Consider the following 12,638-nt stretch of genomic DNA (forward strand, 5'->3'; position numbering starts at 1 on the left):
GATGTATTATATTATATAATTGCTTCGATTAGTTATTTTTTTAACTAATCCCCCTTTGCTTACTTATATTATATTATTCTTTTATCAATGTCAATATTTTCCCATTCAATTTTTAATATTTTTACAAAATAATACTTATTTTTTATTTTCTCTATTCATTCATTATTGTAAATAATCTTAAAATTACCAAAATAGGAAATCATATTCCCAACATATGTATTTATTTGTTATACTATAGCTTGTGTAATTATAATATATATTGCGAGGTGTTATATGAAAAAAAACGTTTTTAAAAGTTTAGCTTTCGAATCCATTGGATTAATTTTTGGATGTATCTTCATGAGTATCGGTATTAACATGTTCCTTAAACCTTATACTATAGCACCCGGGGGCCTTAGTGGTTTATCTGTAGTTATAGGAAAGTTAACAGGTTTACCGATATCAGTAGTAATGATGGGAATAGGTATTCCTCTAGTTATTTTTTCAGTAAAAATATTAGGAATAAAAGATTCTATAAAAACATTAATAGGTATGACAGTATTTTCTTTAATATTAAGCATTACATCACCACTATCTAATGCTCATGTTACTGAGGACGTACTATTATGTGCTATATCTGGAGCTCTTTGCTTAGGAGTCGGACTTGGTATAGTACTTAAAATGGACGCTTCTACAGGCGGAACAGATCTTATCGCTCTTATGTTAAATAAAGTTTTCCCTAGTGTACCGATTTCAAAGTTTATGGTTATGCTAGACGGAATGGTAGTTATATCGGCAGGTATTGCTAGTAAAAACTTGGAAACAGCACTATATTCGGGAGTTGCTCTTTATATAATAGTAAAATTAGTAGATGCTATAGTATCTGATTTTGACTATTCTAAAGCATTCATGATTATATCTAATCAACCTGATAATCTAAGAGATGGTATCACTAAAGAAGTTAAAAGAGGTGTTACATTCCTTCAAGGTAAAGGCGGCTACACTAATGAAGATAAAAATGTATTATTAGTAGTAGTTTCTAAAAATGAAGAAGTTCATCTTAAAAAAGTTATAAAAAGTATAGATCCTTGTGCTTTTATAATTGTAAGTGATGTTCACGAAGTTTTAGGAGAAGGTTTCAAAACTATGGCGTAGTAACATTATCCTTCTAAAATCATAATTTATTATATATGATTTTAGGAGGATTTTTTATGCCCAAAGCTAATTATGGAGACTTAATATTTGTAGATCATGGACTGTATAAGCATTTTGGCATATATATAAATGATGATTGCGTTATACATTACGATGGAAAAATTGATGATAGATTTTTAAGGGAAATGTGCATAAGACAAACTACTCTGGATAGATTCTTAGCTAGTAAAGATAGTTTTTCAATATATAATTTTAATTGTAGTGATATAGATGCTTGTGAAGTTGTAAGTAGAGCAAAATCTCGTATTGGCGAAGAGAATTTTAATTTAATATTCAATAATTGTGAGCATTTTGGACTTTGGTGTAAGACTGGTGTAAGCAAGTCTAACCAAGTAAACTTAATAGTAAATTTAATATTATTTACTATTTTTTTTGATTTTATTTTAAATAAAAAATGCTAGTTAATAGTATTGTTAACTAGCATTTTAATGTCCTAATAGATTTCTCCCTAAATATATACCACTAGCTGCAGCTTGTGATAAAGAATATGTAGTCCCTGAACAATCACCTATAATATATAGTCCTTTTTCCTTAGTTTCAAAATACTTATTAGTGCTTACCTCTGGCTCATATAATTTTACATCTACTCCATAGAGTAATGTATCTTCCTCAATAGATTTCCCTGTCATCTTTTCTATACACTTAAAAATACTTAATATTCCATCTATATAAATTTTAGGTATCTCATTATATAAATTACATCCATCAGCTTTTAATGTAGGCTTTACAGTATTTTTATTTAATATATCCATAGTTGTAACTTTATTATTTAGTAAATCTTTAAGTCTTTGAACTATTATTCTATCCTTATTCTTATTTATAGAACTTAACATAGTTTTTACATATATAATTGATTCTTCCTTTGAATTAAAATACCTCGGTACAAAAACTGTAAAGTTCAAATTAGAAGTTGGGTTATCTACTTCATTGCAATTCTGTCCATCCGCCATGACCATATTGTTTTGATACTTTTTAATCACTCTACCATTTGGGTTCATACAATATGTAAAAGCCTCGTAATCTTTACATTTATAGTGTATTTTAGTTTCTTTTGAATATTTTAATATATCATCAAGTTGTTTTCTCTTCATTTCTACCCTTATACCAATATCTACTCTAGCTTTTCCATAATCTATTTTAAACTCTTCACAATAATTTTTAAATTTATCTTTTCCACTTGTCCCCATTGCTAAAACTACATTTTTCGATTTAATACATATATCATTATTAGACAGTATAAAAATATCCTTACTTTTAGTTATTCTATTAATTTCCGTTTCACATATTATATCTATCTTATCCTTAAGATGAGTATACATTTTTTGTACAATTTCATAAGATAGCTTTGTTCCTAAGTGCCTAGTCTTTGTAGTCAGTATTTCAAAACCATTTTCTTTAGCTATATTTTTTAATTTTTCATTTTCAGTGTTATATAAGTCAATTTTATCTGCTCCAAATTTACATAAAATTTCATCTACCATATTCATTAGCTTTAACGATAATTCATCTCCTATTTTTTCATTCAAGCTACCTCCGAAATCATTAGTATAATTGAACTTTCCCTCTGATCTTCCTAATCCTCCAAATCCTTGTATCCTACTACAAATTTTACAATTTATGCATTTATTATTAATTTTATATTCTATAGGACATACTCTTTCTTCAAATTTTTTACCCTTTTCTATCATTAATATTTTTCTATTATTACCTTGTGCTAAAGTATATGCTAAAAATATGCCACTAATTCCCGAACCTAGTATACAAATATCATATATGGTTCTATTTGATATTTTTGATAACATAATTCATAAACTCCCTAGACTTTTTATTTTAATTTAGCTTTTTTATTATATATTAATTATACTATATTCACATAAAATAAGTAAACCAACTATATTTTTAGGTTTACATTTTTTTAAAATAGATAAAAATACTGTAAAATAAAAAACACTCATTAGTGCTAGGTAGAATTTTTTACTTAACATATAAGTTTAATTTCTATCTAACACAAATTGAGTGTTTCTAATTAATATAAAGACTTATTATTTTGCTTCTTTATACATTTCTTTTAATTGCTTTTGTATATCTTTATTTTCTAAGTACTCTTCAAGAGTAGTTTTTCTATCCATTATTCCATTTGGAGTTATTTCTATTATTCTATTTGCAAGAGTTTGTATCATCTCTTGGTCATGAGAGTTAAATACTAATACTCCTGAGAACTTCTCTAAACCTTTATTTACAGAAGTTATACTCTCTAAGTCTAAGTGATTAGTTGGGTCATCTAAAACTAATACGTTAGCATTAGATAACATTAACTTAGATAACATACATCTAACTTTTTCTCCTCCAGATAAAACTTGAGCTTGTTTTAAAGCTTCTTCTCCAGAGAATAACATTCTACCTAAGAATCCTCTTATGAAACTCTCGCTTTTTTCTTCAGAGTACTGTCTTAACCAGTCAACTAATGAGTATTCTACACCATCAAAGTATTTATTGTGGTTTTTAGGAAGGTAACTTTGAGAAGTTGTTACTCCCCACTTGAAATCTCCACTATCAGCTGTATCTTCTCCCATTATTATGTTAAATAATGTAGTTATAGCTATCTCATCACCTAAGAACGCTACTTTATCATCTCTTTCTAATCTAAAAGATACATTATCTAAAACCTTAACACCATCTATAGTTTTAGTTAAGTTATTTACTTCTAAAACTTCATTTCCTATTTCTCTTTCAGGAGTGAATCCTACATATGGATATCTTCTTCTTGATGGTTGTATATCTTCTACTTCTAACTTCTCTAATTGTTTCTTTCTAGAAGTTGCTTGCTTAGCTTTAGAAGCATTTGAACTGAATCTTGCGATGAACTCTTTTAATTGAGCTATTTTTTCTTCAGCTTTTTTATTTTGGTCTTTAGCTAATTGTAATGCTAATTGACTTGACTCATACCAGAAGTCGTAGTTACCAACATACATTTGTATTTTACCAAAGTCAACGTCAACTATATTTGTACATATTTGATTTAAGAAGTGTCTATCATGTGATACAACTATAACAATAGAATCTTCTAAATCCATTATGAAATTATTTAACCAGTTTATTGATTGAAAATCTAAGTGGTTTGTAGGTTCGTCCATTATTAGTATTTCTGGCTTACCAAATAAAGCTTGAGCTAATAATACCTTAACTTTATCTCCACCTGTTAATTCCTTCATTTGCTTGTAATGTACGTCTTTAGTTATACCTAGACCCATTAATAATTTTTCTGCATTTGTTTCTGCATCCCATCCATCAAGTTCAGCAAACTCACCTTCAAGTTCAGCAGCTTTTATACCATCTTCTTCAGAAAAATCTGGCTTCATATATAACTCATCTTTCTCTTTCATTATTTGGTATAATCTAGCATGTCCCATTATAACAACATCTAAAACTGTATCTTCTTCATATTTGAAGTGGTCCTGTCTAAGAACTGACATTCTTTCCTTTTCAGTTATAGACACACTTCCAGTATTTGCTTCTATATCACCAGCTAATATTTTTAGGAAAGTTGATTTTCCTGCACCATTAGCTCCTATTATCCCGTAACAATTTCCTTTAGTGAATTTTAAGTTAACATCTTTGAATAACTCTTTATCACCAAATCTAAGTCCTACATTAGTAACTTGTAACATTCGCACTTTTCCTTTCTAACACTAAAATTTATAAAATTTTACAACTCTTCTAATGATATAACAAATTTGTAACTTAGTCAATGTGTAGCAAGAATAAAGTTCGTATATTTTATACTTTATTCTTTTATTTTATCAATTGATATATAAAAGAATAAAGTATTTTTAATTTATATTATAGTTTTTTCATTTTTTCTATAATATCCATATATAGCTTTTCTCTGTCATTTTCTACTATTTCTTCAGCTATAATACCATCTTTTAGCCATATTACCCTATTACAATAACTTGCAATAAATGGATCATGAGTTACCATTATTAAAGTCTTATTGAGTTCTGTATTTGTATTCACTAAGATGTCTATTATTAGTCTACCTGTTTTTGAATCTAAATTTCCAGTGGGCTCATCTGCATATATAATACTAGGATTATTTATTAAAGCTCTACAAATAGCTGTTCTTTGTTTTTCTCCACCAGAAATTTTAGATGGTTTCTTATTTAATAAATGTTTTATACCTACTTTTTCAGAATAATAGTTACATTTTTCTAGCATATATTTTTCTTCTTCTCTATTTATTATCATAGGTAACATAATATTTTCCTGAACTGTTAAGCTTTCTAATAATCTAAAATCTTGAAACACAAAACCTATATCATTTAGTCTTATTTCTGAAATTTGATCTTCAGTTAAGCTTTCTTTGCTTTTTCCTTTGTAGTAAATATCTCCTTCAGTTGAATTTTCTATTAGTCCTAGTATTTTTAACAATGTAGTTTTTCCACAACCAGAGTTCCCCATAATTGCGATTCGTTCACCCTCTTTAATTTGAAAGCTTAGTCCTTTTAAAACCTCCGTTTTTCCAAATGATTTTTTTAAATTAACTAATTTTATAATTGGCACAATCACTTACCCCCAATCTCTTTTATTAAAAAACGAGATATTATAAAAATTGACACAGCATATATAAATAAAAAAACTAACATTATACTTATATAAACTTTAGAACTTGAAATTAATTCAAAATAATTAAATCCACGTATTTTTACAGTTATTACAATAAATATAAATGAAGTGATTATAGCTAATATACATGGTATTAGAGAAAATAGCCTTATTTCTTTTCTTATTATATTATTAGAATTTTTTCTTTTTTCACCTAGGTAACTAAGTATTTCATAACGATTTTTATAATATGAAATATTACCAAAAACATATACTAGAATAGTCATTATGCCTGCAATTGTAAAAATAATACAAATCGAGATGTTTATAATTAACTTAAATATTTTTTCTCCTTGAAAAGCTTCCTTCAAATTCTTTGATTCATAAACAGATTGAATATTACCATCAACTGTTTGTTCTTCAGTGTGTGTATTTTTATAGTTTTCTAAATAAGTATCTAAGTTTTTATTATTTTTTATCTTACTATTTATAGTACTTAACCATTTAATACCATCTGTTTTTTCATGTTCTATTTCAAAATATTCATCTGAAAAAACTACTATGTTTTCATACATTATATTTGATAGTCTACCAAAAACTATTTCTCTTTTTTCTCCAACTAAGTTATAGTCATTACTAAAAAAAGACTTCCTATATCCTGGGTTATAGCTTTGTGGCTGACCTATTCTAATAAGTGGCTTTGACCTTATGACATAAAAATCTAATGGATGAGCTTTATTTGATTTATCTTCTTGATATAAAATATAAATTTCTTTATCTTTTAAATCAAGTTTTTTTCCTGTTAATAATTTGTAAGTACTTTCTGAAATTCCAAGATGATGTCCTATAGGTAATGTTTTGAAAAAGTCCCCATAACCACCATCCTCTCCACCTGGCACTGTTACCCTTACAACAGGATATAGTTTACTTTCAGCCTCAAAGTTATTTCCTATACTCTGAAGTTCTGTTTTATCTTTGTCATATCCCAAACATACATAATCATATGGATAAAGTGTATCCGTGTTCAAAGGAATTAAAGTTGATATCTGAAAAAAATATACATAAAACATTATAAATAATAAAGAATATAATATCAGAGAGTTTTTTAAATAACTTCTTGACTTATAAATTATAAGATTCCAAGTTAAAAATTTTTTAAAATAATATTTCTTTTTAGATTTATACTTCCGTAATATATCTCCAATAAAAAAATAAATAAATACTGTAAATATTATAAGAAACATATAGATTATATATTGTTTTTCAGCTATATGTGGATTAGAGTAAAGTACGGTCAATATAATAATAAAAATTGGCAATGCATAAATTAATTTTCTATGTCTCGGGAGTTTCTCTTCTAGGTCTGAATCTATTCCATTTAATATACTTGATTCAATAGCAATTTCCTGTACTATTGCCATAATAAAACCTAATACTAATACACATATAATAAACGACCACATCATTACGGATATTACATTCACACTAGGAATACTATCAGTTTGTAAGTAAAAACCATATATTTTTCTAAAGATAAATATCATCATGTTCCCTAAAATAACACCTATTAAATAAGAAGTAGCTAAACTTATAGTTATTAAAAAAACTATGATTTGATTTACTTTTTTCTTTTTCATTCCTAATAGTATCAATGTTTTAAAATCATACATTCTATTTTGAATGTAGCTTTTTAATGCGTAAAATTGAATTAGTATATTTATAATTGTAATAATAACAAGTGCACTTACTACTATCGAGGTAATTCCTTCACCAAGATACATAGTACGGGTTTGTTGTATCCTATGTATAATGAAAAGATTTCCTAAAAAACCATATACACATGTAACTGTTAAAATAGAACTTATTATAAAGGCAATATAGTTTTTAATATTAACTTTAAAATCTTCTAATAAAATTTTATAAACCCACTTATTACTTTTTTTAATCACTGCTTTTTCTTTGCTTTTGTTATCTTTAATGTATAGCTTTTCTTTTAACTTTATTTTTTTTAATATTTTTTCATTCGAGTCTATATACATATTTCTAGAAGCAATTATAAAAATGATAAATATTAATCTAAAAATAAGTACTAATGGAATTATTTTAATATCCGATTCTTGCCCCTTAATAAATAAAGCTGCATATGTTATAGCATGTACTGCTATACTTCCTTCTATTGATAAATACTTTAATATGTTTTCATATCGGATATTCCTTTTCTCTCTAATAGCACTTAAAAATAAATATAAATATAACATAGCCATAATAAAATGGAATCCATAATAAAATAGTACTATCTTTTTATCTGCTTCATGAAATATAGCTGATGGAATTATCCATAATAAAATCCCACAAAAAATTATTGCATTAAATAAATTTTTCTTGTTCATCCTTTTTTCTACCCTCTTTAATATAAATTTAGTAAAGTTGATAAAGCTATCAAGTTTTATGAATAAAATGTAAGAAATATTGTTGATAATATATTAATTTAATTGTAGCAGAATGCATACATGTATGTGTATTAACGTAAAAAAGAAGGTAGATTTATATTAATAAATCTACCTTCTAAAATTAAAAACTACTTAGCAAAATTACATGCTGGATAAGTACAATTTTCGCAGTTCATACACAATCCTCCATGCCCGTATCTTGCTATATCCTCTTTAGTTAACTTTTCATCTATTAAAATTCTAGGAAGAACAACATCTAAAACGGTAGTTTTAGAATACATAGCACATCCTGGTATTCCAAGTATAGGTATATCTTTATTGTAAGCTAGTAAAAACATAGCTCCTGGAAGTATCGGTGATCCATAAGTAATAATATCAGCTCCAGACTGCTTTATTGCTGCTGGAGTTAAATCATCTGGATCTACACTCATCCCTCCTGTGCAAAGAATTAATTCTGCTCCTTTATTTAAAAATTCATTTATTGCATTTTTAATCATTTCTGTATCGTCTGGACATATAGTTTGCCCTAATATTTCACAGTCATATGCTTTCATTTTATCTTTCATAACAGGTCCAAATTTATCGACTATTCTTTTGTGATACACTTCATTCCCTGTAGTTACTATTCCAACTTTCTTTTTCTTAAATGGTACAATATTTATTATTTTTTCTTCTCCTATAACCTCTTTAGCTTTATCAAGTTTTAATTGTTCAACCATTAATGGAATAACTCTTGTTCCTGCTACTTTAAGCCCCTTTTTAACTATGTAGTTATTATGAAGTGTTGCCATCATAATATCATCAATACAGTTTAATTTAAACAACTTATCTACATCTATTTTTAAAAGTCCATCTACTGTTGATATAAAATCTATCTTACCTTCTTTTATTTCACTAAATTCTAAATTTTCGCCGGCTGTAATATCTTTTAAAAATATAGCTCCATCATTTTCATGCACCATACCTTCAATATTTTCAAAAACATATAAGTTATCTTTACCAAGTGATAAAAGTTTTTCTATATCTTCTTCTCTTACTATATGTCCTTTTTTAAATGCTCTACCTTTAAATTCTCCTGGTATAATTTGTGTTATATCATGACATAGCACATGTCCTACAGCATCTATTGTTTTTATCTTTTTCATAATACCTCCCCTGATGATTATATATTTATTAAATCATCATAATCCTTTTTAGTATCTATATCCATTAAAGTTTCTTTATTTACTTTCACATATTTTATTTTATCATATTCATTTATTACTTTTTTTCCTTTTTCATCATTTTTTAGCATAAGTAAGCTATCCTTTAAAGAACTCGGAAATATAACTGGATTGCCTTTTGTCTCTTTATACGTAGGTATAATTATATACTCCTTATTATTTTCAAAACATTTTATAATATTTTTCACATCTGATATATTTAATAGAGGTTGATCTCCTACAAAAAACATATATCCCTCACATTCTTGACTATTCATTATCCCTAATTTTATAGACTCACTTTGTCCTAAAATTGCATTCTGATTTAATATAGCTTTAAACCCATATGTATTAGCAATTTTTAAAATTTCTTGATATTGACTAACCACTATAACTTCTTTAAAATCATACTTATTTAATATATCTAATGTATTTTCAATTATAGTTTTATCATTATATTGCATCAACAATTTGTTTTTTCCCATTCTAGTTGAAAATCCAGATGCCATTACTATTGCACTTATCATACTTATCCTTTCCTATAGTAGCTTCTTATTAGACTTCCATATAATATATCTATAGTATCATTTTCTTTTCTTATTAATTTAATTAAATCTTTAGCCAGTTTTTCTCTGTATACATTTTCCACTTTATTTATAAATAAAATTTTCTGTCCTCTAGAATTTTTGAATAACCCTTGTTCTTTTAATACTATGTTTTTCAAATTTTCTAAAGTAATCTTATTATTGTATAATCCACATATATTAAGAAATTTATCTAACCTATGTATGTTTTTATCATTTATATACATATCATATGAAGTTATATCTAATACTCCTATAGTTTTTGTTGTCTTTTTATATACTAAAGGCTCATTATCCTTCCATCCTTTTAACTTCTTTTTTTTAGATCCATCACCTTCTATAAAACTTATATCAAACTCACTTACTAATTTATCTAGTTCATCAAAGGTTAATCCTACTACTTTATTTTCATCATTTAAATACCTACCACAAAGAGTGATACCTTTATTAATAATAAAGGTATCACTCTTTTTAGTTAACATAATTTTATTATCATAATCACTACTTTTAGGTAAATATATTTTTGTAGTTGTAGTTAATAGTACTTTATACTCACTAGAAAACTGTTTAGTTAAGTAAGTTATTAAAGAAGTTTTGCCGCCTGCTCCAACAACGGTTATAATATCATTTTTATCGATCTCTAATAACTCTTTTAACATATCTCCTCCATTAATTATATGTCTTTTGATGCATTTTTTATTCTATTTAAAGCTTCTTTAAGAGTATCTAAAGGACAGCCTATATTCATCCTCATAAATCCACTTCCACCATTTCCAAATGCAGTTCCACTACTTAATATTACTCCTGCTTTGTCTATAAAGAATCTTGATAGCTGTTCATCTTCTAAGCATAATTCTCTGCAATCTAGCCATACTAAAAAAGTTCCTTCTTGTTTTGTAACTTTAATTTTAGGTAAGTTTTCATTTACATATTTAACAATATAATTATAATTATTTTCAATATATTCAAGAAGCTCTTCTAACCAATATTCGCACTTGTTGTATGCAGCTATTAATGCAGTTGCTCCTAATACATTAGGATCTGTTGAAAATAAGTTTTTATAATCACTTCTTATTTTTTCATTAGTTATTATAGCATTAGATGTGTATAATCCTGCTAAATTAAACGTTTTACTAGGTGCTGTCAATGTAACTATATTATCTTTATAATAAGGAGTAACTTTAGTCAATGAATTATGTTTATTTCCTTTAAATACTAGGTCTGAATGTATTTCATCACTTATTATAAAAACTTTATAGCTTTCGCATATTTCTACAATTCTTTCAAGTTCTTCCTTAGCCCATACTCTTCCAACTGGGTTATGCGGGTTACATAATATAAATACCTTAACTCCTGTTGATATTTTCTTTTCAAACTCATCAAAATCTATTTCATATCTATTATTGTTTATTACCAATTCACTTTGAACTATATCACATTTATTTTCATTTAACACTCTAAAAAATGAATGATATACAGGTGACTGTACCATAACCTTATCATTTTCTTTTACAAGTATTTTAAGTAAGAAATTAATAGCAGTTACAACTCCCGGTGTATATACTATCTCTTCTATATTTATATTTAAATCATGTCTTTTTTTCATCCAGTTTGCTACAGCTTCGTAATATCCATTTACTGTATCATACCCTAGATTTCCAATTGTTAACTTGTTTTGTAGCGCATTTGTTATTTCATCACATGTTTTAAAATCCATATCTGCAATCCACATAGGAATTACATCATCTTTATCTGTGTTAAAATTTTCTTTATACTTATCATATTTAATAGCATTTGTGTTTAATCTATTTACCCCTTCATCAAATATCTTTTTAGACATATGAATCACTCCCCCAAAGCGTATTTTATATACTTCTGATTTTATATTAATAATTCAAATTTATCAATTAAAAATCTACCTACATTTTTTATAAGAAATTCTATAAATTAAGTATATATATAGTATATCAAATATTTGTATCAAAAATATTATAAATAACTCTGTTATTGTATATGGCAAAATACCACTAAACTTTAAAATAGCTATCATTAAAGTTCCAATCCATTTAAATAGACCTATATAAATAGACTGTCCTTTTAGGTTTCCTCTTCTTAAAATCATATTTACGAACAATATAGACATTATTAAATTTTGTAGATTTGCTATAAATCCAGCCGCCTGATAAATACTATTTTCATATAAAATCGAAAAATCATTTGATGCTAATATCATAAATACTATTGAAAAGCTTATTAAAATTAATATACTTACAATATATATCTGCTTATTAATTATATTTTTACAATATATATCTCTATATCCGTATCTTAATACCGTATATAAAATAACAAAATCTAAAGTTAGCCATGTCATAAATATAACTTTAGCGAGTAAAAAATTTTCTGGTGGATATATAAAACTAAATGTAAATTCCCATGCCAAATTTAGAACTAATGCAACGATAGGCATGCCATATGTATTATCTTTAAAACTTTTTAAAATTATCATTATATAAGTTATAATCCAAAATACACCACATAATAATTCTAGTAACAACTCTATATTCAAAAAAACACCCCATATTAAATCTATTCATAAAATT

The 12,638-nt window shown here is 26.3% G+C and carries 11 protein-coding genes; 2 read left to right on the forward strand and 9 right to left on the reverse strand.

Annotated features, from left to right (window positions below):
* Nucleotides 1-273 precede the first annotated feature (273 nt).
* Nucleotides 274-1,134, forward strand: coding sequence for a YitT family protein (locus tag ACEXNK_RS01210; protein WP_373601138.1), 861 nt, complete (start codon nt 274-276; stop codon nt 1,132-1,134).
* Between the two features lie 56 nt (nt 1,135-1,190).
* Nucleotides 1,191-1,595 carry a lecithin retinol acyltransferase family protein gene (locus ACEXNK_RS01215; RefSeq protein ID WP_373601137.1) on the forward strand — a complete coding sequence of 135 codons (405 nt, stop codon included), beginning with the start codon at nt 1,191-1,193 and terminating at the stop codon, nt 1,593-1,595.
* Nucleotides 1,596-1,619: 24 nt separating this feature from the next.
* On the opposite strand, the gene ACEXNK_RS01220 is transcribed toward ACEXNK_RS01215, so the two are convergent.
* The 9 genes from ACEXNK_RS01220 to ACEXNK_RS01260 all read right to left on the reverse strand — a co-directional run bounded on the left by ACEXNK_RS01220 (nt 1,620) and on the right by ACEXNK_RS01260 (nt 12,604).
* A complete protein-coding gene (locus tag ACEXNK_RS01220; protein WP_373601136.1) occupies nt 1,620-2,996 on the reverse strand; it encodes a hypothetical protein in 1,377 nt (458 codons plus the stop codon).
* Between the two features lie 240 nt (nt 2,997-3,236).
* Nucleotides 3,237-4,862 (reverse strand): ABC-F family ATP-binding cassette domain-containing protein, encoded by a 1,626-nt coding sequence (locus tag ACEXNK_RS01225; protein WP_373601135.1) that lies wholly within the window; start codon nt 4,860-4,862, stop codon nt 3,237-3,239.
* Nucleotides 4,863-5,034: 172 nt separating this feature from the next.
* Entirely contained in the window at nt 5,035-5,757 is a 723-nt protein-coding gene (locus ACEXNK_RS01230; protein ID WP_373601134.1) for an ABC transporter ATP-binding protein, read from the reverse strand.
* A gap of 2 nt (nt 5,758-5,759) precedes the next feature.
* Nucleotides 5,760-8,189, reverse strand: coding sequence for a hypothetical protein (locus ACEXNK_RS01235; protein ID WP_373601133.1), 2,430 nt, complete (start codon nt 8,187-8,189; stop codon nt 5,760-5,762).
* 188 nt (nt 8,190-8,377) lie between these two features.
* On the reverse strand, nt 8,378-9,394 hold the full coding sequence (locus ACEXNK_RS01240; protein ID WP_373601132.1) for a molybdopterin-binding protein: 1,017 nt from the start codon (nt 9,392-9,394) through the stop codon (nt 8,378-8,380).
* A 17-nt stretch (nt 9,395-9,411) separates the two neighbouring features.
* Nucleotides 9,412-9,978 carry a molybdenum cofactor cytidylyltransferase gene (gene mocA, locus ACEXNK_RS01245; protein ID WP_373601131.1) on the reverse strand — a complete coding sequence of 189 codons (567 nt, stop codon included), beginning with the start codon at nt 9,976-9,978 and terminating at the stop codon, nt 9,412-9,414.
* Nucleotides 9,979-9,980: 2 nt separating this feature from the next.
* A complete protein-coding gene (gene yqeC, locus ACEXNK_RS01250) occupies nt 9,981-10,694 on the reverse strand; it encodes a selenium cofactor biosynthesis protein YqeC (protein ID WP_373601130.1) in 714 nt (237 codons plus the stop codon).
* 14 nt (nt 10,695-10,708) lie between these two features.
* A complete protein-coding gene (locus ACEXNK_RS01255; RefSeq protein ID WP_373601129.1) occupies nt 10,709-11,875 on the reverse strand; it encodes a MalY/PatB family protein in 1,167 nt (388 codons plus the stop codon).
* A gap of 75 nt (nt 11,876-11,950) precedes the next feature.
* Nucleotides 11,951-12,604 carry a transmembrane-type terpene cyclase gene (locus ACEXNK_RS01260; protein ID WP_373601128.1) on the reverse strand — a complete coding sequence of 218 codons (654 nt, stop codon included), beginning with the start codon at nt 12,602-12,604 and terminating at the stop codon, nt 11,951-11,953.
* Nucleotides 12,605-12,638 lie beyond the last annotated feature (34 nt).

The sequence above is a fragment of the Paraclostridium bifermentans genome, from assembly GCF_964259345.1.
GTDB lineage: Bacteria > Bacillota > Clostridia > Peptostreptococcales > Peptostreptococcaceae > Paraclostridium > Paraclostridium bifermentans_B.